Source organism: Dorea hominis (genome assembly GCF_014287705.1).
Classification (GTDB): Bacteria; Bacillota; Clostridia; order Lachnospirales; family Lachnospiraceae; genus Dorea_D; species Dorea_D hominis.
Window position 1 is genome coordinate 1 of record NZ_JACOOY010000022.1, and the last position, 26319, is coordinate 26319.

Consider the following 26319-nt stretch of genomic DNA (forward strand, 5'->3'; position numbering starts at 1 on the left):
AGTAACTAAGAAAGCTGGTAAGACAACCTATAAGAGCAACTATTCTAAGATTAAAGTTAAAAACGGAAAGATCTATGTAAAGAAAGGTGCTAAGAAAGGTACTTACAAGATTACAGTTACTGTAAAAGATACTAACTACAAAACTGTAAAAAAGACAATTAAAGTTAGAGTTAAATAATTTTGTTAGATTAGCGAAAAATTCCCTGACCACGCAGGGAATTTTTTTATTACCTTTCTTATCTCTTGCCAAGGCAACATTTGTAACGTATAATAGAAATTGTCTTTAAATGTATCCTGTGAGGAAAAGAAATATCCTGCAAAGGAGAAAAGAAGATAGAAATGCTATCTAGGAGGAATTCTTGTGAAGAGAGAATTAGTGATTGTAATTGACTTTGGCGGTCAATATAACCAGCTGGTTGCAAGACGTGTCAGAGAATGTAATGTTTACTGCGAGATTTATTCGTACAAGACAGATCTTGAGAAAATCAAAGCAATGAATCCTATGGGAATTATTCTGACTGGTGGACCAAACAGCTGCTATGAAGTCGATTCACCAACATATAAAAAAGAATTATTCGAATTAGGAATCCCGGTTCTTGGACTTTGCTATGGTGCTCAGCTTATGATGCATGTTCTTGGCGGAAAAGTAGAACTTTCCGATGTAAAAGAATATGGAAAGACAGAAGTATTGGTAGATAAGAAAGATTCCAAGATTTTTGAAAATGTATCAGAGAAGACAATCTGCTGGATGAGTCATACAGATTATATTTCAAAACTTGCGCCTGGATTTGAAGTGACAGCGCATACGGCGAATTGTCCGGTGGCAGCAGCAGAAGATGTAGAACATGGCTTATATGCGATTCAGTATCATCCGGAAGTACTTCATTCTGTAGAAGGAACAAAGATGCTATCCAATTTTGTGCTTGGAGTTTGCGGATGTGCAGGTGACTGGAGGATGGATTCATTTGTGGAAGAATCGATCAAACAGATCCGTGAAAAGGTCGGAAACGGCAAAGTGTTATGCGCTTTATCCGGAGGTGTTGATTCTTCAGTAGCAGCTGTATTGCTTTCCAAAGCAGTAGGGGATCAGCTGACATGTGTATTTGTAGATCACGGTCTTTTGAGGAAGAATGAAGGGGATGAAGTTGAAGCTGTATTCGGACCGGAAGGTTCTTATGATCTGAACTTTATTCGTGTGAATGCACAGCAGAGATTTTATAATAAACTTGCCGGAGTAACAGAACCAGAGAAGAAGAGAAAGATCATCGGAGAAGAATTTATCCGTGTATTTGAAGAAGAAGCAAAGAAAATCGGGGCAGTAGATTTCCTTGTGCAGGGAACGATTTATCCGGACGTTGTAGAAAGTGGTCTGGGTGGAGAATCTGCAGTGATTAAGTCTCACCATAATGTTGGTGGACTTCCGGATTATGTAGATTTCAAAGAAATCATCGAGCCACTTCGTGATCTGTTCAAGGATGAAGTACGTAAAGCAGGACTGGAGCTTGGTATTCCGGAGAGATTGGTATTCCGTCAGCCATTCCCGGGACCGGGACTTGGAATCCGTATCATTGGCGAAGTAACGGAAAAGAAAGTTAAGATTGTTCAGGATGCAGATGCTATTTACCGTGAGGAGATGGACAAAGCCGGAATGAACAAGACAGTCGGACAGTATTTTGCAGCACTTACAAATATGCGAAGTGTAGGAGTTATGGGCGATTTTAGAACATATGATTATGCAGTTGCACTTCGTGCGGTTAATACGATCGACTTTATGACAGCAGAAGCAGCCGAAGTTCCTTATGAAGTACTGAATAAGGTAATGAACCGAATTATTAATGAGGTAACAGGTGTCAACAGAGTAATGTATGATCTGACGAGTAAGCCGCCTGGAACGATTGAGTTTGAGTAGCTTGAAAAATCGCGGAAAAGCCCATAAATAAAGGCTTTGCAGAGTGTGAACAGCCTATTGTGGCAACGATATGGCAGCACCAACAAATTTTAGACCTATTTATATGAATAAAACCTTACTGATTTTGAGGAGTCAGTAAGGTTTTTTGTAGCAGACGTCAAAAACGTCCTTCTCATCATGCATATAGATTCTGTTATTCTGGGAGTCGTCCCTCATACATAATGCTGAGTTCACCGTAGACCCGTCCCCAGTTTCTAATGCTCATAGTCCATTTTTTTTGTGGCTTCAAAAGTTGCCAGATACAGGGCTTTCAGGAATGCTGTATCACTTGGAAATACGCTTCTCTGACGGTTGAGCTTACGGTAGGTAGAATTCAGACTTTCAATTGCATTGGTCGTGTAAATAACCTTTCCGACATCCGGTGAAAACTTGAAAATCGGCGTTATTGCATCCCAGTTATCATACCAGTGTTTCATAGAATTCGGGTATTTTGCGGTCCATTTTTCAGTAACACGATCTAGTACTTTTTAAGATAAAGTAGAAATAGTGCAATTTTCACAGGATATTATACAAGAATTACATAGAAATATATTGTATTATTGATATAGTATTCTTGAATTGTATGTGAGGAGAAAACTATGGCAGCTGAAAGAAAAACATTAACACAGTTATCTGTGCCAATATGCTTAGAAACTTTATTTTATATGCTTTCAGGTATGGTCGATACGCTTATGCTATCATCTGTAAGCGACCAGGCTGTAGGAGCAGTGGGAACAGCAAATACATATATAGGTGTTTTTATTATCATGTTCGGCGTAATATCGTCGGGTATGATAGCTGTTATGTCACAAAATATCGGAGCCGGAAGACCGGGGATAGCGTATCAGGCAAGACAACTTGGACTTATATTCAATGCATTGATAGGTATCGTAATGTCTGTAATTCTTGCTACTTTTTCTGGTGGGATACTTCGAATCGTAAGTATTGCTCCGGCTTTGCTTGAGCCGGCTGAAATATATCTTAGAATTGTTGGCGGCGCATGTTTTTTAAATGCACTGATTCCTATTTTCTCCAGTTATTTGAGAGTGTTTGGATATACAAAACATTCTTTGATAGGAACTGTTGTTGGAAATGTTCTCAATATAATACTTAATTCAGTATTCTTATTTGTATTCAACTGGGGTGTAATGGGAGTTGCTGTTGCCACGGTTATTTCAAGAGTTGTAAATCTTATTATTGTAGTAGGTATGGGGGCTGTGCTTATAAAAGCAAAACAGAGTCCTGAGCGAATTGCATCAAGAAAGATATTTGCGCAGATTGTTAAGATTGGTTTTCCTTCTGCGCTTGAAACAGCACTTTACAACATCGCAATGACCTTTATTGTGCGTTTTATGAATCAGATGGATGTGGATGGAATGAATGTTACAGCACGCTCATATGCTGTACAGATTGCAAATTTTTCATATTGTGTGGGAGCTGCCCTTGCTCAGGCAAATGCAATTATGACTGGTTGGAGAATTGGAGCAAAAGAGTTTGAGGAATGTAAAAGGGGAACGAGAAAAGCTGCGATATACGGTATCATCACAGCGACCTGTTTTTCCGTGACATTTGCATTGGCAGGACATTTTATCGTGCATATATTTACTGATGATACACAGATGATAAATCTTGTGGTAAAGTTGTTAATAGTAGATGTCTTTCTTGAATTTGGAAGGGTAACAAACCTTGTATATGGTCAGGCATTAAAAACGAGTGGAGACGCACTTTTCCCGGTTATACTAGGTGCAATATTTATGTATTTGTTTGCAGTTGGCGGAACTTATTTTCTCGGAATACACATGGGACTTCTGGCTGTAGGATCACATATTGCTATGGCAGGTGACGAATGTGCGAGAGCTGTGGGAATGGTACTTAGATGGAAGAGTGGAAAATGGAAAAGTAAAGGTCTTATAGAAGTATAGGAGAGATTATGTACTTTGAATTAAAGGAAAATAAACCGCATGGTACAAAGGATGATCCGTTTAGTACATATTATATAAAAAATGAGGGACGATCATTTCAGATACCGGTACATTGGCATGATGAACTGGAAATTATATATGTAAAAAGTGGGTTTTTGACTGTAAGTATATCAGGAGAAAATTACATTGGAACCCCCGGGGATGCTTTTGTAGTGTCGCCGGGCAATCTGCATTTCATGGGTTCACAGACTGGAGAAGTGGATTATTTTACTTTCCTTTTTCCACTTGAATATATCTCTTTTTGCACAGATGACATGTTAGATGATAAATTGCTTACTCCATTAAAAAATGGTCATTTGATGATAAGACCAAGGATCAAGGATGCAGCAAAAGAGTTGTGTGAGCAGTTGGCCGAAATATATATGGCAAAAAATGATGAAAAGAAGTTGGAAATAGCTGTTCAGATAAAGACAAAAATAATTCTTTTACAATTTATTCTTCACATGTGGGAGAATGGATTTATAATCGAAAATGATAAAAGTGGAAGAAATACTGTAGAAAAAGAGATGATTTCATACATACAGCAGAGTTTTACAGGGGAGATATCATTAAAGGAATTTGGGAAACAGTTCCATCTTTCTGAAAAATATGTATCGCAATATTTTAAAGAACATTTTCATATTACGCTTTCAAAATATGTTACATATTTGCGGTTGGAGCATGCAAAACAGTTGTTACAAAATTCGGACATTCCAGTTACAGAGGTTGCAATGCTCAGTGGCTATCAGAATGTAAGTTATTTTATCAGAAGCTTCAAAAAAACATACGGAGTGTCTCCGTTAAAATATAGAAAAAATGAGCCGAGTACATGGATTTAGCGGAGTGTGAAAGAAACATAAACGATGTTACAAACAAAAGGTTAGGGAACACCTGAAAGGGAGTTTCCTAACCTTTTGTTGTATAGAGTTGTTATCAGTCTGCTCAATCAATAAATAATCAGGCAATTTTATGCTACAGGAACATTTCCTGTAGATTTCTTTTCAATCAGCTGTGTATGCAATAAAAATGTACTGATTGAAACGCCATTAAGAAGACTGGATAACGCAAAGAATCCACTTTTTCCCAGTTCAATACGATCTTGTCTGATTGTAGTCAGTGGAGGTGATGTATAAGCAGTGATTGGCAGATCATCAAACCCGATAATGCTGACATCATCAGGAACCTGATATCCGAGCTGTTGGCATTGGATAAAGGTTCAAGTTATTTATGGGAGGATAAAAGGGATGGAAGAGAAAGTAATGAAGGATTGTAAAGTATTGGCATTATGTTCACAAAAAGGTGGAGTTGGCAAGACAACAAGTTGCGTGAATCTGGCAGTTGGATTAGCAGGTTAAAGGGCAGGTTAAATAAACCAGTAGGCGCTTTTATTGTACACCTCTTTTGCTATTCTATAGCTATCAAAGAAACACGACATGCCGGGGAGCCGGTCACAATAGCAAGGAGAGTGGCAAATATGAAAGGTTATACAACAGCACAGGGATATATGGGATATGTAGACGGAAGTTATATGTTATTCGCAAGTGAGGACGATTATTTGGAATATGTAGAAGGATAAAAGGAAAGCGTTGAGGAAAATATTATGAATGAGAAACAGATAACAAAATTGATTGGTGCAAGTATTTTTGCAGTGTTATTTCTTTGGGGAGTGTATGTATTTTCCGGATATTACAGCCAGTGGCAGGAAAAGAAAGCGCAGCAGGAGCAGCACGCAAGAGAGCAGATGGCAGAACAATATATGTCATCTTATACAGAGAAGCTGCAGAAGACACTTGAAAAAGCCGGACTGGAAGGTGTGGAGGTTTTGTATCAGTATGACAAATATTCGGGATCGACGCCGGAGTATGATGAATATGGCAGAGAAATAGAAGATGATGAGGATGAAGACAGTGCTATCTGCGATGAAGATGGTGATTATCCATTTTCGTACAGTGTTGAGTTTACATGTGTGAAGTTGGATGAAATTTATAATGAAAACAAAAGCTATAAAGAAGTCTGTAATTATATGAAGCCGGCATATGATATACTGCAAACATCCCAGGTAGAGCGAAAGTTTCTTAACTACAAAAACGACAGGAATGTGGTTGTGTATACGAACGTCTCTGATAAGATGGACATAAAGACGAAAGCTGGATGGTATATTCTTACGAAAAAGGGAGACGATGAGTACATTTTGACAGATTCAAAGAGACAGCAGTTGTATGCAGATGAGGCAGAAGAAGATGATTATGACGATGCAGATGAGTACGAGGATACAGATGAGAATGATGAAGATGACAGTGACGCGAGCGGCGGTCCTGTTATAAAAGCTGGAGGAAGACTCATGGGAGAATCTGATTCGAAAGACACGTCTGACAGCGATAATGATACGACGAGTTCTAAGAACACACAAAAGGAGAAAAAATATGATCCGTATGACGTGTATGATTATGATGATCCAGACGATTTTGCTGATGAGTGGGCAGAAGAATTTGGAGATGGAGATTACGACAATGGGTATGATGATGCATATGATTACTGGGAGGAGAAGAACAGGTAGGGGAATTATTATTTTGTGATAAGTTTTTAATAAATAAAGTGCTTGCATAAAAATAGAAATATATAATATAATTTATTTACGAAAACAAATTTGCTATTTGGACAGAACGAACGGAGAGTAAAAACAGCAGTTATAGCAGTTTTTACTCTCCGTTCTGCTATTGATAAATAAAAAAGAGCTTGCATAGCAAGCTCATCCACACACTGTGGGTCACATCAAAGTGACGATTTGAATAAATTCTTATTTGAACTTATGATGTAAAGTCTAATATGGTACTAAACTTGTCTTTAGTATAGAGAATATTGGAAATAAAGTCAATATAAAATAAACAATTAATAAAGCAAAAGGGAGGAAAACAATGGATGGTAATTACTATTTAGGTCTGGACATGGGTACTAGTTCTTGCGGATGGAGTGTTACAGATGAAGAATACCATGTTTTAAGAAGACATGGGAAAGCATTATGGGGAGTGCGTCTATTTGAAGGTGCTAAGACAGCAGAAGAAAGGCGTATGCACAGGACAGGCAGAAGAAGACTGGACAGACGAGGTTGGAGAATTAATATACTGCAGGAGTTATTTGCAGAAGAAGTCAGTAAGATCGATCCGGGATTTTTTTTGAGAATGAAAGAAAGTAAGTATTATCCGGAAGATAAAAGAGACATAAACGGGGAGCGTCCAGAGCTTCCATATGCATTATTTGTTGATCCTGAGTTCACAGATAAAGATTATCATAGAGAGTTTCCAACGATTTACCATTTGAGAAAATGGCTGATGGAGACAAAAGAAGTACCAGATATTCGATTGGTTTATCTGGCACTGCATCATATGATAAAACACAGGGGACATTTCTTGTTATCGGGAGACATAGAGCAGGTTAAAGAGTTTAAAAATACATTTGAAACATTTATCCAGAATGTTAAGGATGAAGAACTGGACTTTGATTTAGAAATAACAGGATAAGTTTTAAAATTAAATGCGACAAGAGGTTTTAAACCTCTTCCGCATTTATTTTTTTACCTAAATTTAGTGTCGGAAGATAACCTCTTCTGACATTTTTTTGTTTAAGGAGAAGTGAATCATGCCAAGAAAATATACGAGATTAACGTACGCTGACAGATTGAAAATTGCACAGTTATGTAAAGAGAGAGTATCAACAGAAGATATTGCAGAAATATTAAATGTACATAGAGGAACGCTATATCGAGAATTACAACGTGGCGGTGGTGGGAATGGCAGACGGGATCTATATGATCCGGACACAGCACAGAGAAATTTACGATAAAAGCCTGCTTATAAAATAAATATGCAATGTCAGGAGGTGAGTTCATGATAGCGAATACCGGATTAATAGGAATTGCATTTTGGATACTTGCTTGTATAGGAATAGAAAATAATAAATCAATACAACAAGTTCTTCCATACTTATTAATGGGAACATTAATTATTCTTGTTGGAATAGCAGTAGAAAAACTACAAAACTATAGAGATGAGCTGGAAGAGATAAGAAGACAAAAAAAGAGCACATCTGCCGCAAACAGATGCGCCCATGGCTTACGCCACACCAATTAAATCCAAACCAATATTAACATGGGGTGAGGTGGTAAGTCAAGCAGATATGGAATATTGGTTAGTAGAATACAGACAGTTACGAGAGACTTAAGATAAAAACTACTGATCAATATAGGAGATTAGTAGTTTTTTTATTTAGAACAGGAGGAAGAGATGAAAAACATAAAAAAATGGATCGCCGCATTCCTGGCGATCGTAATGTGTGCCAGTATTCTGCCAAATCTTCCAGCATCAGCGGCGGCAGATAAGGTGGCATATCACGGAAAAATGACCTATGGAGGAGTAACCGTAGGAAAGTTTTCAGTAAATGGGAAGGTTGCTTTTTGTATGGAACATAAAAAAAGCACGCCACCGACTGGAACGAAATTAACAACCTCAATCTATAAGAATAAAAATGTACAGAAAGTACTTTATTACGGATGGAAAGGCCAGGAACAGTGGAATGGCTTTAAAAGTGAAGCACAGGGATATGTATGTACTTCACTCGCATTGAGTTATTATTACAGTGGCGCGAAATCTGTAATCAGTTTAGGTGGTCCTACAGATGCAAAAATAGGATTATCTAAGTTTCTGAATTATATCAAAAATAAGACAGTACCGTCCAAAGAAGTAGATTTTAGCGTGTCTGTTGCAAAAAGTTATATCAGTGGCTCTGTGCAGCGGACAAAAAATATAACTTTTAAAGCAGATAGCAGAAATAAGGTAACGATAACATTACCGAAAAATGTAACGTTAAAACGTGTTACTGGTAAAACCAGTGGCACTACCGGAAAAGTACAGATCTATGGTGGAAGCACCTTTTATCTGACCGCTCCATTGTCCATGAGTGGAGCTTTTAGCACAGGTAAAATTAAAGGTACGCTTCATGAGTTCCAAAGTATTTTGTGTAAAACAAAGAGTGCTAAAACACAGAATCTTATAAAATCAGGAGTAAAAGATCCAACAAAAACGACATCACTGAAAGTAGAATGGACTGCCGCCCCGGGGAAGGTCATTATCAAAAAAATGTTGAAATCGACTGCAGGTGTGGAAGTGGCTGCTGGTGCAGGAGTAGAGTTTACCGCAATTAATTCTACTACAAAAAAGAAAGTCGTATTTAAAACGGATTCAAAAGGTGTGGCAGAAGTAACGCTTTCTGCCGGAGACTGGATCGTTTATGAGACAGATGCACCGGAAGGCTATACTCCGGCAAATCCGTTTAAGGTGCACATCGTAGGAGCTACGATTGCCAAAAAAATAGTTAATCAGGAGATTAATAGCATACAGATTCTGAAAAAAGATGCAGTGACAGGAAAACCATTAGCCAATGCAACTTTCAAGATCCGTTCCAAGGAAACAGGAGAAGATATTACCTGGAAGAAAGAAGATGGAAGCTCTTTTGTAGAATTTACAACAGGTGATAATGGTGTCGCAATTCTTCCTTATGCAACAAGCGTGAAAGAAGGCGAAACAGAATCGTTGAATTATCTGCAGCCGGGTGAATATGAACTGGTGGAAACAGATGCACCAGAAGGATATTTTAAGGCAAAGGATTTGACATTCTCAATCAAAGATGGATGGAAAGGCGAGCCGATCAGCTTAACGGTATCTGATCAGCCTACAGAAATCCTTATTTCTAAAACAGATATCACCGGTGAAAAAGAACTGCCGGGAGCAGAGCTGAGTGTGACCGATGAAGAAGGAAATGAAATTGATCATTGGATCTCAGAGGAAGAAGCTCATAAGATAACCGGACTGGTTGTGGGAAAGAAATATACGCTTACAGAGGTACTTGCACCGGATGGATACTGCAAGGCGAATAGCATTGAATTTACAGTGAAAGATGAAGGCAGCCAAAAAGTTGTCATGAAAGACAAGCAGGTGATAATCTCAAAAACAGATATAACCGGTGAGAAAGAACTGCCACGAGCAGAGCTGAGCTTAACGGACGAAGAAGGAAATGAGCTGGATCATTGGACATCCGGAGAAGAACCGCATGTGATTTCCGGATTAGTTGTGGGAAAGAAGTATATTTTATCCGAAAAAGTTGCACCAAGCGAATATTGTAAAGCAAATGATATTACATTCACGGTTGCTGATGATGGAAAAAATCAGAAAGTTGTCATGAAAGACAAACAAGTACAGATCCTGAAACTGGATGAAAAAACGAAGAAGCCACTTGTTGGTGCGGAGCTGGTAATCAAAGACGAAAAGGGAAATGAGATCGATCGTTGGATTTCAGAAGAAACTCCACACAAGGTAGATGGTCTGATAGTAGGGCAGAAGTATATCTTGTCTGAAAAAACAGCACCGGATGGATACAGCAAGGCGAAAGACGTGGAGTTTACAGTCAAAGATGATGGCGAAACACAGACTGTAGAAATGAAAGATGTCAGGACAAGAATTGAAGTAAAGAAGCTGGCATCAGATACTAAGAAACTGCTAGAGGGATGCAAACTGCAGATCATAGCTGCAGAAGATATTAAGTCGGAAGCAAAGCTGGGAGAAGATGATCAGAAAATCCTTTATAAAAAAGGAAAAGTAATTGAAGAGTTTTCTTCCGGAAAAACGAGCTGGAAAAAGGAAAAGTTTCCGGCAGGAAAATATATTCTTCATGAAGTATCTTGCCCGAAGAAGTATAAGCTGGCTAAAGATGTGAAATTCACGATCAAAAAAACATCCAAGCTGCAGACGGTCGTAATGATTGATGAACTTCAGATTGGAACGATCGATACCAATATTCCACATTCAGGACGTGAAGATAAAAATACAAATGTAAAAACAGGGGATCAGGCAAATCCGTTACTTTCTGTAATATTGCTTGCCGGATCAGCAGCACTTGTCCTTTATATAAAAAAGAGACAAGGAAAGGAAGAAGAGGATGAGGAAGCAAAAGAAAAGAAATAGAAAGATGCTGATTAGCTGCCTGTTGACAGGTAGCATCCTGTTAAGCGCGTTGCCGGGACAAGTTGTCTCGGCAGGCGAAAAAACGGTTACAAAATCAAAAACATATACGGCAGATAATAAAAATCAGACATATGATTTTCCAAAATCGATCACAAAGAATGGGAAAAAATATTTACTCAGAGTCACGAAGTATGATGTACTCTCCGAAAAGCCGGTAAAAAAAGAAAAAGAAGTACAGATTTCCAGAAAAAGCAATGTAAAAGCAAAAGGAAAAAAGGCTGATTTTCCCAAGCAGATAAAGAAAGATGGAATTACTTATGTACTTCAAAATGTTGATCAGAAAGACGTGGAGTATAAGAAAGCTTATACCCAGTCAGTGACCGGATATACAGACTATGATCATCAGGTATCAAGCAGCCAGGTACCGGCGATAAAGACGATCACGGTAAAAAACGCAGCGACAGGAAAGATGGAAAAAGTACAGTGTAAGCTTTCTGGAATAACAAAAACCAGTAAATCCGGATGGCAGAATACACATATCAATATCACATTTAAAAATTATGATGCGGATGTGTATGAGTGGCAGGGAAAACAGATTAAAAAAAATACAACTAATCCATTGAAAGGTTATGAAAGTGAACTGTTGAAATCCGTTGGAGCATCTAAGTCAGATCACAGGGTGCTCCGGTCTTACTGGGTTGGCAAGCCATATACAAAAAATGGAATGACTTACCGGAATGCCAGGGCAGATGTGCAGAGGAGCGTTGCTTATTACAGAGCAAATTACCGTGGCAGCATAAAAGAAAAAAAAGAGATGGGAGTTGTATATACAGCCAACTATTCAGGAAAAAAGGTAATAGAAAGTGACAGTGAATCTATTTACCAGATTAAGGCTGTAGCAACGTATCATCCAGAACCAGTGGATTATACGCCGATATATGTGGGGATTGGAATCTTCCTGCTGTTGGCATTGATCGTGATTATTCTATTTATTTTGAGAAGAAAAAAGGAAAAGACAGAAGAAAAGGAGAGAATAAAGAATGGACAAGTGGGCGAGTAATATTAATAAGTTATGTACAGCAGTTACACCGTATACATACATTCTTATTGCAGTTGCATTTATTGTGATTGGTGTAATGTGTGCAATTCCAAGTGAGGAATCAAGACAGAAAGGGAAAAAATCACTTCCATGGGTAATATTAGGAGCGTTATTGATCTTAGGCGCAATCTATACAGCAAAATGGATTACAGGGCAGATTGCATTTTAAATGCAATGCCTACAAGAGAGCTATGAGATGGTTATATTCATGGATATGAAGATAACTATGTTTTGAGATGTGGAGAAAAGGAGAAGGTGGAAAATGGAAACTATCAAAATTGAAATAATTAAGAAAAACGAACAAAAAACGGAAGAAAGATATGAAGGATATGTTAAGCAGTTGATCGAAAGAAAGCAGAGGTAGCAAATGGAGAAGATACAGATATTTATTGATGAGGATACATTGACTCAAGAAGAAGTAGAAGAATGTATGACGGAGATAACGGAAGATGAAGAACAGCAAGATAAATGAGTATCGTGAAAATTTAGCAAAAACCTTTCTGTCTGTTCTTGAAGAAAAACAGTTAGATTGGAAAAAAGGATGGACAGCAGAAAAGCCTCAAAATGCCGAAACAGGATATAAATACAGGGGAATCAATTTTATGTATTTGAAATTGATTGCCAGGGCGAGAGGATATGAAGATAATCGTTGGGCTTCATTCCTGCAAATAAAAAAGAATGGATGGAAGCTTCAAAATGCGAAAGGACATGGTGTAAAAGTTGAATATTGGTTTCCTTATGATGATGAAGAAAAAAAGGCAGTCACATGGAAGGAGCTGAAAGATGTAGATGGACGGATCGGAGAAGGATATTCTCTGCGAGCAACATATACCACAGTATTTAATGGTGATCTGATTGAAGGTATTCCGGAAAAAATTAAGGAAAACCATAAAGAAGTTGATCAGGAACAATTGATTGAAAAGATTGCAGAAGGCATGCAAGTACCAATCTATAACGATGGTCAGGATCAGGCTTATTATATACCTGCAAAAGATGAGATCCATTTGCCAGAAAAGGACAGCTTTTTTAATTCTTATGCATATAATGCGACTGCATTACATGAACTTGCTCATGCAACAGGGCATGAAAAAAGATTGAACAGGGAAATGAAAGGACATTTTGGAACTCCGGAATATGCATACGAAGAGCTGGTTGCAGAAATGACCTCCTGTTTTTTGTCTGCGGATCTGCAGGTAGAACAGACACAGGAACATATTGATAACCACAAGGCATATGTTCAGAGCTGGATTCAGATGATTGAAGACAAGCCGGAAAATCTGGTGAAAGCGATTGCACAGGCAGAAAAAGCTTCACAATATATGGATGAAATGGCAGAACGAGAGAAAGATAAGGCTATTGAAAAGGCAGAAGAACGAACCATGGAAGTGGACGAAAGCTGTATAGAATCCAAAAATCCGATAGAAAAACGGAAAGAAGTAATGAAAGAAACCCCTGTGCAGGATTTTCTGCAGGCATTAAAGATGAAGGACACAAATAAGATGTCTAACATTTTAAAAAGAGAAGAGCTGGAAATTGGCAACGCTGTATTCACTACGAATGAAAGTGCAGTGAAAAGTCAAGAGGTTCAGTTTGGTGATAAGTATAATCGAGTGGTTGCAAGATTTTATAGCACATATGAACCGTTGCAGGTGTTAGAGCCTGAAAAGCCAATTGTATCAAACATTTCTGCAATTGTATATCAGAATGATGTTCCAGTTGCAGTTGGAAATGTAGGTGGAAAAGAAGCAATATCCCTAAAAGAAGCTAAAGAAAACTATGAAGAGGTTAAGGAAACATGGGAAAGGCTTACAGATCAGAAAGGCATTACATGGGATAAAGATTTGCAGAAAGCCATGCAGGATACAATAAATAAAGCCAGAGCTATGCAAAAAGGACAAGAGTTGGAGCGGTAAACGTCAGAGGTAATGATTATGGAATATAGAGGCGTAGAGATTGATGGCAGCATCTTAAAATCAGAAAAAGATGTAGATGAATTTCTGGAAAGATTAACAGTAGATCGATTGAAAGTTGCAACAGAAATATTTGCTTATAAGCCTACAATGGATATGAGTATTTATATTGACGAGCTTTCAGAGAAACTTGTAAATAAGTTTGGATATACTTGGGAGAAGATAGATGAATTGGAAAAATCATGTCTTAAAAATGTAGAAAAGGAAAATTGCGAAACTATTGATCTGTGGAAAGGTTTGGAAAATCAAAATTCATTAGATGAAAATATAGAAAAAGCAATGTTGAAAAACGTAAAAGAAACAAAGAAAATGCAGCAGGAGATGGAACGATAGAAAGATGTTACAGAAGAAAGAAAAAAGCTATAAGCAAACCATGAAATTAAATCGGTTTCTTGCAAATAAATATGTGATTGCAGCAAGATGTATATTTACAGATATTTTTTTCTTTTTATTGGTTTCTTATATAGTGAATATTATATGCAATTTTCCTAAATTGGTTAAGAATCTGGAGCATCCGGAAAAATATATAGGGTTATCCAATCTGATTCCGGATTTCGTAAAAATTAGTACATATCCGATTTTGAAAGTTATATATATCATAGTCGGAGTCGGTTGCTTGCTATGTAATATCGTGATGATATATCAGATACGTTCTGGATTTGCAGAAGAAAATCTTAATGTTGGCCAAAAGGGGGTAGCCAGATGGACAACAAACAAAGAGATAAAAGAGCAGTATCGGGAAATACCGGATAGAGATAAAGAGTTCCCTGGATATGGGGGAACCATTATTTCAAGAATAGGAAAAAATTTATATATTGATCATTCTGTAATCAATAACCTGATTATCGGAATAACCAGATCTGGCAAAGGTGAAATGTTTGTAATTCCATCTATTGACGTATATTCAAGGGCTGAAAAGAAAACGTCCATGATCATTACGGATCCTAAAATGGAATTATATAAATGTTCAAAAGAAACATTGGAGAAAAGAGGGTACATAGTTCATTTATTGAATCTGGATGATCCCTTGCATTCTATGGGATTTAATCCATTGGAGCAGATTAAAGAAGAATATATGAATGGGAATTACGCAGAGGCAGAATTACTGGCACAGGCATTCAGTTATTCTATTTTTAATCCAGATAGCCCGGCAAATACAGATTCTTTCTGGCAGGATACATCTTCTTCATTGTTAACTGCATTGATATTAGCACATGTAGATGATTGCCTGCGAGAACACGAAGAAGAAAAGATAAATATGTATTCAATCATCAATACTTTTACAGAATTAGCCACTATCACAAATGAAAAAAATCCAAATGTAACGGCACTGGATAGTTATTTTGCGCAAAGACCGGCATTGGATCGTGCAAAAATGAAATATGCTGGTATTCAGGTTACCGGAGATCGTACAAAGGGATCAATATTTGCATCCATGCTTACTAAACTTACAATATTTACTTTTGAGAATATTGCAAAAATGACAGCTAAGAGCAGTGTACAGCTAGAAAATATCGGATTTAGTGAAAAACCAATGGCAATATTTTTAGGTATTCCGGATTACGATAAATCGACACATTTCTTGGCAACGGTGTTTATACGTCAATTAACATTTGTGCTGGAAAAGAAAGCTACCAGATCAAAAACTGGTAAATGTGATAGACCGGTGAAGTTCATTTGTGATGAATTTGGAAATTTACCGGCAATAGAAGGTATGGCGAATATTATTACAGTATGCCTTGGAAGGAATATATCATTTGATCTTTATATTCAGGCACATTCACAAATGAAAAAGCTGTATGGTGACGATGCAGAAACATTGATGGGAAACTGCGGAAATCACATATTCATATTAACGAATGATGATGCAACTGCTAAAAACTTTTCTGAAAATCTGGGAAATGAAACGATCGTAGATATCCAAAGATCGGGAGATAAACTGACAATGAAAAAATATTTTTCGGAATCAACAATGGAAAAGCCATTACTTAGCATGAACCAGTTGGAAGAGTTGCAAGAAGGTGAGTGTGTAATTAAGCGTGTGATGAAGCGGCGAGATCTGAAGGGACACAGAATTCGACCGACACCGATTTTTAATTCTGTAGAATCTGGAAAAGTATTTTTGTTCCGTTATGAATATCTGCAAAATACATTTCCAAATCCGGATCAGATTGATATGAATAAAATGAATCCGGAAGACTGCAGTTACATACAACTGGAGAATATTGTATTTGATTACCGAAAAGCATTTGCTCATTTTCAAAATGGTGGGGACAGTCGGTCTGCGGAACCAAAAAAGTTGTCCGAATTGTCAAATTGTGATGAAATCATTCGCTTGACAAAGCATATGTTCGGCATAGATGTAAATACGAATACATTTATTATAGATCTGATAAAAGTAATAAATGATAGTGATGCAAAAAAAGAAGATAAGCAAGCCATGATCAGTATGATCGAGTTCAGTATGGCAGCTTAGAGGAAGGATTTGATTATGCACAGGAAAAAATATTACATAGGTGCAGCGTTGATTGCAGCATTGGTCATTCTGTTTCCAGCAACAGCATTTGCTGTAGACGAAAAAGGCATATTGAAAGTGCTCATGAGGAACAATGATATTCTTGCAATCAACAACATAGTTTCATCAGCAGTCCGGTGGTGTGGATGGTCACTAGTGAAAGGGCTGGCATGGGTTGCCACGAATGCAGCTAATTTATTTGATAATTGCTTTAAATTAGTGGATTTCACAAAGTGGGGGCCGGTAGAAAACTTTATCAAAGCATGGAAACCGGTATTTGTATCATTAGTTTCGCTATCGCTGCTTTTTCTTGGCATTGTACTTATCTTTTGGCATGAAAAGAAACCAAAGTTTGTCATGAATCTGTGCCTGGCGGTATTAATCGTATCGTCTTCCGGCTATCTGATCCAGCAGTTGAATGGCTTTCTTGCTGATGATATGCGTAGTGCAATCGTGAACGATAATGCGGCGGAAAAATCAAAGGGCATTGTATATGACATGGTGGGTTCTTCCGTATTTGACCTTATATATTTAGATGATCACATTAAAGGTGGTCTTATGAATATGACGAAGAAAAATCGGGTTACCTATTCCGATTTTTCAGAAAATGATATGGCAATGATTGATATCAACGAAATAGTGAAGCCTGATGATGTGAAAGAAAGCTCAAAAGATCTGATGTCTCACAGAATCCTATACAGACAGGATAATATCCAGGTAAAAGAAAGTTATAACGGAATTGCCTGGACAGATTTATTAAATGAATACTATTACCGGTATAACATACAGTGGTTTAACTGCATATTAGGGTTATGTTCTCTGATATTGATCTATGTCTGCCTGGCATATAAAGTAGTTCGGATTATATACGAAATCGTGATACAGCGAGTGCTTGCAGTATTATATTCCGCTAATTTATCAAATAGCCAAAAGACGTTAAAAATTATGGATAGCATTAAAGACAGCTACATTACGTTAGTTCTTGTGATGATATGTTTGAAAATATACCTGTTAGCATATAAGTTCATAAATCAGACAGGATTTTCAGGATTCACACAGGCTATGATCCTTCTTTTTATCGCTTTTGCGGTAATTGATGGACCTAATATTATCCAGAAACTTACTGGTATTGATGCAGGATTATCTTCCGGAACCGGAAAAATCATGGCAGGTATTCAGGCTTCCAGAATTGCAGGAATGATGATGAGTAAAGGACTTAGCGGAATGACAAATAGCAGTACTTTGGATAAAGAGAGTCGTACGAATAATACGGATCAGAGCGCAAAGGCAAATATTGCAGAAAATATGAATCAGAAAAATGCGGAAATGCCTGGAGAAGCAAGTACAAATGCAAACGAAACGAATGAAAATCAAAAAGAAGAAAATAGCCAGAATGATGCTGGAAATGCTATGAATTTGCAAAATAACAATACAGATCCGGAAATGGAAAACGCAGTTGATTCCGCAGAGTTAGGAACGGAATCTGCAAATTCTATAGAAAGCTTGAATGGGGCAGATAGCGGAGAAATGACAGGGGCAGAACTTCCGGAGTCTGAAAGTATAGATGCAGAGATCCCGATTTCTAATGACATGATGGATAGTTTGAATGGCGTTGATCCGTTAAATAAAAATGCAAATCTGGAAGATATGAACAAAGAAATCAGCCATCCGGATGAGTTGACAAAAAGAGATATCAATCATAATGGAACGGTAGAGTTTGACGGACAGATTTTTCATCAGACATGGAAAGGTGTGTTAGAAGCAGATTCTTCTAATGGAAAAACGATGGATTCTACAAGTAAGACACAAGGACAGATGGAACAGAAGAAGACAGCTCCAAAGGATATTTTTAATCCATAAAAAAATGGCAGGAAGGAAGAAAGGCAATGCGATATCTGGTAGCAAAAGATATTAAATCCGAAACGAAGGTTTCAAAAAATATTTATATTTACGACTTTTTCTTTATCTTAATATACATGAGTGTATCACTGGTGCTTGCAAATTTAGTGCACCCGTCACTTAAGATTGTTTTTTTCATTTATTCTTTGGGGATGGCTGTGTTCTTAACCGCAAAATCTTACTATAACAAAAAAAGGCGTAATTACGAAAGCGTCATGATTATGCTGCGGAGAGATAAAGAAAGTTATTCCCCGGTCTTGAATAAAAGCCGGAGGCGGGAACGTATAGAGAAGGAAGAGGGATACCAAATGAAGAAAGGAAAAAAGGTAAAAAAAAGTATTCTTGAAAAAATAGATGTTGCAGAGTACCTGGAGGAAGGCTATTACCGGATGAAGGATGGAACTTATATGAATCTTGTTCAGATCAATTCAAAAGACCTGATCAATTCATCGGCGGATGAAGTGGAGTACGATTGCATGAAGTTTGCGAAGTTGTACAAGCTGTTTGAAAATGACTTGAAATTGGTAGTGTTAAATTTCCCTTGCGATACAAAGGAACAGCAGGCTTATCTGCAGCGGAAAATAAACGCAACGAATAATCAAATGTACAGAAAGTTCCTGCAGCAGAAATATGATGAGCTTGTATGGCTGGCGAAAAATAATACAACCAGAGAGTATTATTATATGGTTTATGCGAAAACACAGGAAGAGATGCAAAAAGAGATGTTGACATTGAAATCTACGCTTCATCTTGGAAATGATGGATTATTACTGGAAATACCGGAAGAAAAAAAGCACAAAATATTATACCGCTTATATAATAAAAATTCACTGGTCGCATAGGAGATAAGGATGTTTAGGAAAAAGAAAAAAAAGCAAAAGAAAAATAGTTATGATCCATATTTGATGGAACGAATCCAGCCGCAGGGGGGAGTCACATTTGCGGACAGTCGCTATGTATTAACCGGAAGCGGATATGAGACATGTATACACATATATGAATTTCCGCAGAAACTGGAAGAGTTTTGGTTATCCAAAATTTGTAATATCAATAACACGATCACAACCGTTGATATTGCAACCGATAATATTATCGAGGTGCAGAAGAATATTAACAGGTCAATGAGAGAGCAGCAGAGCCGCTATATGGAAGCGACCGATTTTCAGGAAAAATATAATGCTAAGCAGAGATATCAGGAGATGGAACGACTCTACGATGAAATATCTGCAATGGGTGAAGTAATCAAATTATTACATGTCCGTATTTTTGTGGCAGATCCATCCTGGAATCAGTTGGAAGATAAAGTAAAAAATATCATGGCAAAATTAGAAAGTGGTGGATATAAAACTGCAATTTTCCTGAATGAATCCGAGACAGAGTGGATGTCTGTATTTCGTTCATATAACCGTCAGCAGCAAGAACCTTTCTTTACATATGGACAACCGTTAACTGCAAGTGTTGTGGCGGCCGGAAATCCGTTTCACTACAGCTCCTTAGAAGATCCGACAGGAGATTTTCTGGGACGTACGCCATGTGGTGGAAATGTTTTATTTAACGAATTTACAAAAACAATTACAAGGCTGTACTATAACTCCATTGTTTTCGGAACAATGGGTTCCGGAAAATCTACTCTTTTGAAAAAACGTTTTCTGAGCAATGCGATCAAAGGAAATTATGTACGTACATTTGATATTTCCGGAGAATTTACGATCCTAACCAAAACACTTGGTGGCAAAGTAATTAAACTGGATGGAACAAATGGCGTATTAAATCCATTAGAGGTATTACGTGCGGAAGACAATGAAGGAATCTCCTTTATCCGGCATATCTCTAAGGTTTCCACTTTGTATAAATATCTGGTGGAAGGAAATACAAGCGTAGAAGAAATCGTTGAGTTTGAAGAGCTTTTGAGAGAACTATATAAGAATTTCGGAATGGAATTGAAAAGTGGACAGGCTGTTACCCAGATTACTGGATTGCCGGCGGACAGATATCCGATTTTTTCAGATTTTCTAAAATTTCTTGATAAAAAAATAGAAGAAATGCAGGAAAGTACCTATGTAAATGAAGTAGGGATGGAGCTGATCAAGAAAAAATTAATTTTGGTAGATAAGATCCGGCGTGTGATTGGAAACGTTGTTGAAACATATGGATCCTTATTTGATGGGTATACATCTATTGACAATATATTGGATGAGCAAATCGTAACTTTCGATTTGTCAACCGTAAAAGAAATGAAAGCATCGATTTTTGATGCACAGATTTTTAATATGATCTCTCTGTGCTGGGATAACTGTGTAACGAATGGAAAGTTAATGTCAGAAATGTATCGAAAAGGTGAGATTGAATTAGAAGATATTACCAGTTTCCTGATGATTATTGATGAGAGCCATCGATGGCTGAATGCTAAAAAAAGACACGCGCTGGAATTAATTACCATTTATTTACGAGAGGCAAGAAAATTTTTTGGCGGCATCATGTTGGCAAGCCAGTCCATTCGTGACTATGTTCCGGAAGGATCTGCAGATGAGGCAATCGATGATTTGAAAAAGATTTTTGAATTGACACAGTACAAATTTATATTTCATCAGGATTCCAACACACTGCCGTTACTTGACCGGATATTTGAAAGTACATTGACCAGATCGCAGCGAAATAAGATCCCTAAATTGGAAGTTGGCGAAAATATCTTATGCATTGCATCGGATAAAAATTTGGAGTTCCGCGTGCATCTGACGAAAGAGGAAGAAAAGCTGTTTAACGGAGGCGTTTAGTGGATGTTACAAGGAAGATAAAAAAAACAATATTTATAATAGGAATTGCTGCGTTGGCATTAATGCTGATCGGAGTCACTACAACAACACAGAGTATCGTAATGATTTTAGGTATCATTAATGGAGAAAACGAGAATGGAAATGATGATGTTCAGGATGTAGAAATCGATTTAGATGGGATGCCGCCCTGGGTTACAAATGAAATCTTGGTAACTAGTTTGCAACTGCAGGAAAAATATGGAATCTATGCTAGTGTGACGATCGCGCAGGCTCAGCAGGAAGTTGGCGGTACATGGGATGGAACGTCTCTATACAATACAGCGTCAAAAGAATATAACTTATTCGGACTCAAAGCAACGGGAACTGGAAGTAGCTGGAAGGGTGAAGTCACATGGGATGGAACCAGAGGAGCCACCGGTACATATCGAAAATATACGTCCTACTCGCAAGGACTGAAAGATAGGGCGAGGCTTTTACTTACTTCTTCAGCTTATAAAAAGATAGCAGAAACAGCAAGAAAGAGATCTGGAAGCCAGGCACAGTTAGAAGCATTATCAAAATCTCCATGGTGCGAGAATCAGTATAATACTTTGAATATGTATATGAAAAAATTCAATCTTTCCAGGCTGGATCATATGACTGTGGCAGGATTATCTAATACCGATAGCACCGGAGGCGAATCTACCGGAGGGCAGGATCTGAAGCACGCTACAAAAAAACAGAAAAAGGTATATAACGTAGCCATGCAGGGAAGTTTGTTTGGCTGCCGTGGCGGCCAGTGTCAGAAATGGGTTGCTACGGTATATCAGAAAGCGTTAGGTGGACGGTATAAATCTATATGCTGTGCACACAATGGTTGGATGACATGGGGCGTATCTACTTCGACAAAAAATATTCCGATTGGGGCAACGGTTTATAACAGGGGTTCCGGAAAATCGGGAAGCTGCCACGCATTGCTCGGTCATGTTGGTATATATGTTGGCAACGGCATGGTTGTGTCGAATACCGGTATTTGGAAAAAACAGACATTAACTTCATTTGTGAAAAATGGATGGTTTGGATGGGGTTGGAACGCAGGCGAACCATTGAATTAATAGGTTGCACCAATGGATAGGCTGGTGTATCACACCGTAACCATTTAACGATAGATTCCTTCCGGCTGATCCGGCCGGAAGAGAAAGGAGAAGATGGATGAAATCAAGAAGAATAATAGGAGTATTACTTATTATATTTGCAGTTGTATTGATGGGCATTATCTTTTTTGGAATGCCTGGACAGAGTAAAAAATCAGGAGAAAACGCAAAAATAGAAAAAGTTAAAAAAGAAAAAATACGTACTAATAATGAAGAGAAAAGTGAAGAAGAAAAGACACAACAGGATGAATATCCACAGGAAGAATCAGAATTGAGTGATATTAAATGTGAAATCTGTGATATGCGGACGGAAGTGAAAGAGCAGATAAAAAATTATGCAGCATTTGAAAATGCAATCAAAAACTGGATGCTGATGAATGGATATACAAATGAAAAAATTATATCCAGAAATGATGTGACCACACAATATGATTCGGGGAAAAAATTATATTGGATGATCTTAGAAAAAGGAAACAAATCTTTTTACGTTGTGGAAGATATGCAAAGCGGAACTTGTAAAACCATCGACAAGAAATAAAAATGTAAACAAATGAGGAGTGAGGAAAATGAGACAGATGTATATATGTTGTCCGAGTGACAAGAAACTAGCATGTGAAGCAATTGCCAGAGAAAAATATAAAGATATGAAGATCTGTAAAGATCTAATGATGGCGGATGTGATGTTTGTCGTTGGGCCACCGGAATCCTGGAGTGAAAAAATGTGTCAGGATATGGAGTGGGGACGGACAGTGGAAATGGAATTGAAATACGTTAATGAGAAAATGGTAGATTCGAAATTCTATGAAGCGTTAATTTCTGAAAAAAAGACGGTTCAGATGTTACGCTCAGAGAAAATCTATGATTATGAGAGGGAACGCTAATGGCAAGCGAAAGAAAAAAACGAAACCGTAATATATTTTTCTCAATCGTTCTTTTTCTTTTTATTGGAGGATATACAGTTTTTTTTACATCCAGATTTTGGCTGCGTATTCCGGTTCAGTCTGGAAATGCTACGAAAATAGGTACTACAGTAGATTGGAATGACCGAGAAGTAAAATTGATCAGATGGGAATATTCTAAGCAGCAAAATGAAATGGAAGTGGAACTTGACATTACAAACAAAAGATATGATGGAATTAACCGATACAAGTTTTCGGCAGTGGATCTGAATGGAAATCCTCTATATGTCGATAAGATCATTGAAGAAGATGACTGGATAGTGTTGCAAATAAAAGATCTGCCAAGTCGTTGGTCCGATATCTCACTTCGGATGGACATGCCGAAAGAGAGTGAAGACACGACGTTAAAACTGTATAGCAGCTTACAGGATGTAAAAAAAGTTGGAAAAATTGAGAAGAGATCCCGAACAGAGTATAAAGTCTTGCGCTGTGACAGCCAGATAGCAGATTATAATAAGAAGATTCAAAAAGCGGAACAAAAGCAAGGCAAACTGAATCAGGAAAATCTCCGGATTGATGATAAGATTGCAGAATTAAAAGAAAAGGAAACTTATCAAACAGATGAGGAGAAAGAAAATACAGAGCAATTGATATCCGATGCAGAGAGCCAGAAGCAGATGAACACGGATGAAATGGAAGAATTGAAAAACAAAGTAACGGAATATCAGCAAAGAGTATCTAACATTGAAAAACAGAAAGAGAAAATAGCAAATGAGTAACGTTTATCAGATCATAAAAGAACAGATCCGGATTATTGATTATGCACCACGGCTGGGATTTACTGTGAAACGAAAAGGAAAATATTATAGTTTGAAAGAGCATGACTCTGTGATCATAGATCCGGAAAAAAATTGCTTTTGGCGTAATTCTGTTCCGACTATGGGAACTGCGATTGGGAGAGGCGGATCGATCATTGACTTTGTTCTTGAGTTTACCAATATGGATCTTCATGAAGTATTAAAAGTGCTGACACAGGAGATTGGTGGAGCAGAGCAATTGTCACAGCTTCCGCAATTTGAAATCCGGTCAGCAGATAAAAAAAGGATATTCCGGTTACCGGAGAAAGACCAGCATATGCATAATGTTTTTGCGTATTTGGTTAAGACAAGAAAAATTGCTCCGGATATAGTGCAGGAAATGATTCATAGAAAGCAGTTATATCAGGATGTCCATAAGAACTGTGTGTTTGTCGGATATGACCATGCAGAAAAAGAAAAGCCGGTATTTGCCTGTCTACGCGGAACCAATACATACAGATCTTTTTATGGAGACGTTCCAGGATGTGATTATAAACAGGGAATATATGTAGATAACCAGGCGGCCGCTATATATATCACGGAAAGTATGATTGAGAGCTTATCAGTCATGACGCTTAAGCGAGAACATTGGAAAAATTTCAATTATCTTGCTCTAGCTGGTGTCGGAAAAGTGGAAAGTATATATTCTTATCTGCCGGATAGGAGTATAAAGGAAATCTGGATCGGAACAAATAACGATCACGGTGGAAAGCTGGCTTGTGATCTCCTGAAAAAGATCATAGGAAAGGAAAGACCGGATGTTCAGATTATAGTAGATCTTCCGGAACAGGAAAATGATTGGAACGACTTGCTTAAGAAGAAAGGATAAAGATATGCTTGTTTACGTTGGGAATACAGAAAAAGGCTATTGGACAGAAGATGTAGCGAAAAAACATGGATGGCAGGTAAAATACATAAAATCCAGTTTGCATATAGAAGATCAGGTAAATGATATATTGTCCTGTGAAGGGTGTAAAGTGATTGTGTATGATATTGGTCAATATGCTACTCCGGCAAAAGAAATTGCTGAAGTGATCAAAAAAATACAACTTGCGAATCAGGCATTGCCGGTGATGGATGCGACCGATATTAACAGACAGAGTGATCTGATCATGCATTTAAATTATCAGGGGATTTTTACATGTGTATTTTGTGATCGTTTGGCTGATAAAAAGGAAGAACTGGAAGCGTGCATTGCCGGGAAACGTACAAGACCAGATATGGGACAGAATTTTGAAGATGAAGTTGAAATATCACAGAAAAATAATGATATTGCTAATGCAAAGACTATAGGTGTAGTGGGAGCTATAAAGCGGATGGGAACTACTACGCAAGCTATACAGCTTGTGAAATATCTCATATATAGCGGATACAAGGCTTGTTATATTGAAATGAATGAGCATAAATGGGTAGAAGCACTAGTAGAAGCATATGAAGATGTGGAAGTTGATCCGGTGAATGGAAAGGCGACATATCGGGGAATTGATATGTACTATAAGATGGAAAAACTTCCGGATATTTTGCAGCAAGATTATGATTATTACATATACGATTATGGGGTGTATGATGACCGTGGATTCAATAAAATTTCATTCCTGGAAAAAAATATACAGATCAGCGTTGTCGGCGTTAAGCCTGGGGAATTTGAAAAAACATACATGTTGATTGAAAATAACTTCTATCAAAAAATGGCATACATTTTTAATTTTACATCAGAAGACCGGGAAGAACAGGATGATATTTTAGAATTGATGGGTGATAAAAGGGACAGCACATTCTTTGCGAAAGACTGTAGAGATCCATTTAAATTAACACATCTTGAATTATATCGTGATATATTGGATGATCCGGAACAGAAAAAAGAAAAGAAAGCGAAAAAGAAAAAAGGCTTTTTCAGAAGAGGAAAACATGAGTAAATACAGGAAAAATATAGTGGAAGACATTCAGGCAAAAAATGACTTCCAGGAATCACAGAGAGAGCTGAAGAAAAAGCATCATATAGATGATGCTGAAGAAAAAATTATAGTAGAAAAAAGCAGCGTATTCCGTACGTTGGTAAAAGTGATCGGGACGCTGATCCGGATTGCAGCGACAATAGTGATCGCTGCACTGGCAATAATAGGACTTGCCGGGCTTATATATCCGGCACCACGAACAGAGCTTTTTAAAATCGGAACAGAAATGTATCTGCAGCTTAGTGCATGGATCCCAAAATAGAAAAAGGGGCAAGTCTTGGCGGAGACTTGCCCGA

At 37.7% G+C, this 26319-nt stretch carries 24 protein-coding genes and 3 pseudogenes; 25 read left to right on the forward strand and 2 right to left on the reverse strand.

The window, feature by feature from the left end; genetic code table 11:
- The first annotated feature begins 361 nt into the window (after positions 1 to 361).
- Positions 362 to 1909: a glutamine-hydrolyzing GMP synthase gene (gene guaA, locus H8S07_RS13210; RefSeq protein WP_021859699.1), complete on the forward strand. Its 1548-nt coding sequence runs from the start codon at positions 362 to 364 to the stop codon at positions 1907 to 1909.
- A gap of 193 nt (positions 1910 to 2102) precedes the next feature.
- On the opposite strand, the pseudogene H8S07_RS13215 reads toward guaA, so the two are convergent.
- Positions 2103 to 2430 (reverse strand): annotated as a pseudogene (locus H8S07_RS13215) (transposase); the annotation flags it as partial.
- A 117-nt stretch (positions 2431 to 2547) separates the two neighbouring features.
- Between H8S07_RS13215 and H8S07_RS13220 the strand changes: the two are divergent.
- A complete protein-coding gene (locus H8S07_RS13220; RefSeq protein WP_118287972.1) occupies positions 2548 to 3870 on the forward strand; it encodes an MATE family efflux transporter in 1323 nt (440 codons plus the stop codon).
- Between the two features lie 8 nt (positions 3871 to 3878).
- Entirely contained in the window at positions 3879 to 4748 is an 870-nt protein-coding gene (locus H8S07_RS13225; RefSeq protein ID WP_186856185.1) for an AraC family transcriptional regulator, read from the forward strand.
- Between the two features lie 128 nt (positions 4749 to 4876).
- Here the strand turns inward: H8S07_RS13225 and H8S07_RS14965 are convergent.
- Positions 4877 to 5119 (reverse strand): annotated as a pseudogene (locus H8S07_RS14965) (substrate-binding domain-containing protein); the annotation flags it as partial.
- Positions 5120 to 5153: 34 nt separating this feature from the next.
- Here H8S07_RS14965 and H8S07_RS13235 point away from each other — a divergent pair.
- The 22 genes and pseudogenes from H8S07_RS13235 (at position 5154) to H8S07_RS13335 (ending at position 26285) form a co-directional block, all read left to right on the forward strand.
- Complete coding sequence (locus H8S07_RS13235) at positions 5154 to 5264, forward strand: ParA family protein (RefSeq protein ID WP_330598592.1); 111 nt, start codon at positions 5154 to 5156, stop codon at positions 5262 to 5264.
- A gap of 245 nt (positions 5265 to 5509) precedes the next feature.
- Positions 5510 to 6466 (forward strand): hypothetical protein, encoded by a 957-nt coding sequence (locus tag H8S07_RS13240; RefSeq protein WP_186856204.1) that lies wholly within the window; start codon positions 5510 to 5512, stop codon positions 6464 to 6466.
- A 358-nt stretch (positions 6467 to 6824) separates the two neighbouring features.
- Entirely contained in the window at positions 6825 to 7427 is a 603-nt protein-coding gene (gene cas9, locus H8S07_RS13245; protein WP_186856186.1) for a type II CRISPR RNA-guided endonuclease Cas9, read from the forward strand.
- Positions 7428 to 7545: 118 nt separating this feature from the next.
- The gene (locus tag H8S07_RS13250) at positions 7546 to 7749 is read left to right on the forward strand and encodes a helix-turn-helix domain-containing protein (protein ID WP_207722435.1); all 204 of its coding nucleotides are present in this window, start codon (positions 7546 to 7548) and stop codon (positions 7747 to 7749) included.
- Positions 7750 to 7793: 44 nt separating this feature from the next.
- Positions 7794 to 8036 (forward strand): hypothetical protein, encoded by a 243-nt coding sequence (locus H8S07_RS13255; RefSeq protein ID WP_186856187.1) that lies wholly within the window; start codon positions 7794 to 7796, stop codon positions 8034 to 8036.
- A 153-nt stretch (positions 8037 to 8189) separates the two neighbouring features.
- Positions 8190 to 10922 (forward strand): SpaA isopeptide-forming pilin-related protein, encoded by a 2733-nt coding sequence (locus tag H8S07_RS13260; protein WP_186856188.1) that lies wholly within the window; start codon positions 8190 to 8192, stop codon positions 10920 to 10922.
- Complete coding sequence (locus H8S07_RS13265; protein ID WP_186856189.1) at positions 10897 to 11982, forward strand: hypothetical protein; 1086 nt, start codon at positions 10897 to 10899, stop codon at positions 11980 to 11982. The genes H8S07_RS13260 and H8S07_RS13265 overlap by 26 nt, the downstream gene beginning before the upstream one ends.
- The gene (locus H8S07_RS13270) at positions 11963 to 12190 is read left to right on the forward strand and encodes a hypothetical protein (protein WP_117538482.1); all 228 of its coding nucleotides are present in this window, start codon (positions 11963 to 11965) and stop codon (positions 12188 to 12190) included. The genes H8S07_RS13265 and H8S07_RS13270 overlap by 20 nt, the downstream gene beginning before the upstream one ends.
- 280 nt (positions 12191 to 12470) lie before the next feature.
- Positions 12471 to 13934, forward strand: a complete 1464-nt coding sequence (locus H8S07_RS13275) for an ArdC family protein (RefSeq protein WP_186856190.1) — start codon at positions 12471 to 12473, stop codon at positions 13932 to 13934.
- An 18-nt stretch (positions 13935 to 13952) separates the two neighbouring features.
- Positions 13953 to 14324: a hypothetical protein gene (locus H8S07_RS13280; protein WP_186856191.1), complete on the forward strand. Its 372-nt coding sequence runs from the start codon at positions 13953 to 13955 to the stop codon at positions 14322 to 14324.
- 4 nt (positions 14325 to 14328) lie between these two features.
- Complete coding sequence (locus H8S07_RS13285) at positions 14329 to 16467, forward strand: VirD4-like conjugal transfer protein, CD1115 family (RefSeq protein WP_186856192.1); 2139 nt, start codon at positions 14329 to 14331, stop codon at positions 16465 to 16467.
- 15 nt (positions 16468 to 16482) lie between these two features.
- Positions 16483 to 18366, forward strand: coding sequence for a pLS20_p028 family conjugation system transmembrane protein (locus H8S07_RS13290; RefSeq protein ID WP_186856193.1), 1884 nt, complete (start codon positions 16483 to 16485; stop codon positions 18364 to 18366).
- A gap of 26 nt (positions 18367 to 18392) precedes the next feature.
- Positions 18393 to 18641 (forward strand): annotated as a pseudogene (locus tag H8S07_RS15040) (DUF5592 family protein); the annotation flags it as partial.
- Between the two features lie 72 nt (positions 18642 to 18713).
- On the forward strand, positions 18714 to 19247 hold the full coding sequence (locus tag H8S07_RS14535) for a hypothetical protein (RefSeq protein WP_147323706.1): 534 nt from the start codon (positions 18714 to 18716) through the stop codon (positions 19245 to 19247).
- Between the two features lie 9 nt (positions 19248 to 19256).
- On the forward strand, positions 19257 to 21179 hold the full coding sequence (locus H8S07_RS13300) for a VirB4 family type IV secretion system protein (RefSeq protein WP_117538487.1): 1923 nt from the start codon (positions 19257 to 19259) through the stop codon (positions 21177 to 21179).
- A gap of 62 nt (positions 21180 to 21241) precedes the next feature.
- Positions 21242 to 22273, forward strand: coding sequence for a glucosaminidase domain-containing protein (locus H8S07_RS13305; protein ID WP_243176038.1), 1032 nt, complete (start codon positions 21242 to 21244; stop codon positions 22271 to 22273).
- A 97-nt stretch (positions 22274 to 22370) separates the two neighbouring features.
- A complete protein-coding gene (locus H8S07_RS13310; protein WP_117538489.1) occupies positions 22371 to 22850 on the forward strand; it encodes a hypothetical protein in 480 nt (159 codons plus the stop codon).
- A gap of 28 nt (positions 22851 to 22878) precedes the next feature.
- Positions 22879 to 23193 carry a hypothetical protein gene (locus H8S07_RS13315; RefSeq protein ID WP_117538490.1) on the forward strand — a complete coding sequence of 105 codons (315 nt, stop codon included), beginning with the start codon at positions 22879 to 22881 and terminating at the stop codon, positions 23191 to 23193.
- Entirely contained in the window at positions 23193 to 23990 is a 798-nt protein-coding gene (locus tag H8S07_RS13320; protein ID WP_117538491.1) for a coiled-coil domain-containing protein, read from the forward strand. Before H8S07_RS13315 ends, H8S07_RS13320 begins: the two co-directional genes overlap by 1 nt.
- Positions 23983 to 24897, forward strand: coding sequence for a DUF3991 and TOPRIM domain-containing protein (locus tag H8S07_RS13325; protein ID WP_117538492.1), 915 nt, complete (start codon positions 23983 to 23985; stop codon positions 24895 to 24897). Before H8S07_RS13320 ends, H8S07_RS13325 begins: the two co-directional genes overlap by 8 nt.
- On the forward strand, positions 24863 to 25984 hold the full coding sequence (locus H8S07_RS13330) for a hypothetical protein (RefSeq protein ID WP_117538493.1): 1122 nt from the start codon (positions 24863 to 24865) through the stop codon (positions 25982 to 25984). Before H8S07_RS13325 ends, H8S07_RS13330 begins: the two co-directional genes overlap by 35 nt.
- Positions 25977 to 26285, forward strand: coding sequence for a hypothetical protein (locus H8S07_RS13335; protein ID WP_117538494.1), 309 nt, complete (start codon positions 25977 to 25979; stop codon positions 26283 to 26285). The genes H8S07_RS13330 and H8S07_RS13335 overlap by 8 nt, the downstream gene beginning before the upstream one ends.
- The last annotated feature ends 34 nt before the right edge of the window (positions 26286 to 26319 follow it).

Bases quoted from the DNA above. Each gene is read 5' to 3' on its own strand.
- H8S07_RS13220 (WP_118287972.1), top strand. From the start codon at position 2,548: ATGGCAGCTGAAAGAAAAACATTAACACAGTTATCTGTGCCAATATGC.
- H8S07_RS13225 (WP_186856185.1), top strand. From the start codon at position 3,879: ATGTACTTTGAATTAAAGGAAAATAAACCGCATGGTACAAAGGATGAT.
- H8S07_RS13235 (WP_330598592.1), top strand. From the start codon at position 5,154: ATGGAAGAGAAAGTAATGAAGGATTGTAAAGTATTGGCATTATGTTCA.
- H8S07_RS13240 (WP_186856204.1), top strand. From the start codon at position 5,510: ATGAATGAGAAACAGATAACAAAATTGATTGGTGCAAGTATTTTTGCA.
- cas9 (WP_186856186.1), top strand. From the start codon at position 6,825: ATGGATGGTAATTACTATTTAGGTCTGGACATGGGTACTAGTTCTTGC.
- H8S07_RS13250 (WP_207722435.1), top strand. From the start codon at position 7,546: ATGCCAAGAAAATATACGAGATTAACGTACGCTGACAGATTGAAAATT.
- H8S07_RS13255 (WP_186856187.1), top strand. From the start codon at position 7,794: ATGATAGCGAATACCGGATTAATAGGAATTGCATTTTGGATACTTGCT.
- H8S07_RS13260 (WP_186856188.1), top strand. From the start codon at position 8,190: ATGAAAAACATAAAAAAATGGATCGCCGCATTCCTGGCGATCGTAATG.
- H8S07_RS13265 (WP_186856189.1), top strand. From the start codon at position 10,897: ATGAGGAAGCAAAAGAAAAGAAATAGAAAGATGCTGATTAGCTGCCTG.
- H8S07_RS13270 (WP_117538482.1), top strand. From the start codon at position 11,963: ATGGACAAGTGGGCGAGTAATATTAATAAGTTATGTACAGCAGTTACA.
- H8S07_RS13275 (WP_186856190.1), top strand. From the start codon at position 12,471: ATGAAGAACAGCAAGATAAATGAGTATCGTGAAAATTTAGCAAAAACC.
- H8S07_RS13280 (WP_186856191.1), top strand. From the start codon at position 13,953: ATGGAATATAGAGGCGTAGAGATTGATGGCAGCATCTTAAAATCAGAA.
- H8S07_RS13285 (WP_186856192.1), top strand. From the start codon at position 14,329: ATGTTACAGAAGAAAGAAAAAAGCTATAAGCAAACCATGAAATTAAAT.
- H8S07_RS13290 (WP_186856193.1), top strand. From the start codon at position 16,483: ATGCACAGGAAAAAATATTACATAGGTGCAGCGTTGATTGCAGCATTG.
- H8S07_RS14535 (WP_147323706.1), top strand. From the start codon at position 18,714: ATGAAGAAAGGAAAAAAGGTAAAAAAAAGTATTCTTGAAAAAATAGAT.
- H8S07_RS13300 (WP_117538487.1), top strand. From the start codon at position 19,257: ATGTTTAGGAAAAAGAAAAAAAAGCAAAAGAAAAATAGTTATGATCCA.
- H8S07_RS13305 (WP_243176038.1), top strand. From the start codon at position 21,242: ATGCTGATCGGAGTCACTACAACAACACAGAGTATCGTAATGATTTTA.
- H8S07_RS13310 (WP_117538489.1), top strand. From the start codon at position 22,371: ATGAAATCAAGAAGAATAATAGGAGTATTACTTATTATATTTGCAGTT.
- H8S07_RS13315 (WP_117538490.1), top strand. From the start codon at position 22,879: ATGAGACAGATGTATATATGTTGTCCGAGTGACAAGAAACTAGCATGT.
- H8S07_RS13320 (WP_117538491.1), top strand. From the start codon at position 23,193: ATGGCAAGCGAAAGAAAAAAACGAAACCGTAATATATTTTTCTCAATC.
- H8S07_RS13325 (WP_117538492.1), top strand. From the start codon at position 23,983: ATGAGTAACGTTTATCAGATCATAAAAGAACAGATCCGGATTATTGAT.
- H8S07_RS13330 (WP_117538493.1), top strand. From the start codon at position 24,863: ATGATTGGAACGACTTGCTTAAGAAGAAAGGATAAAGATATGCTTGTT.
- H8S07_RS13335 (WP_117538494.1), top strand. From the start codon at position 25,977: ATGAGTAAATACAGGAAAAATATAGTGGAAGACATTCAGGCAAAAAAT.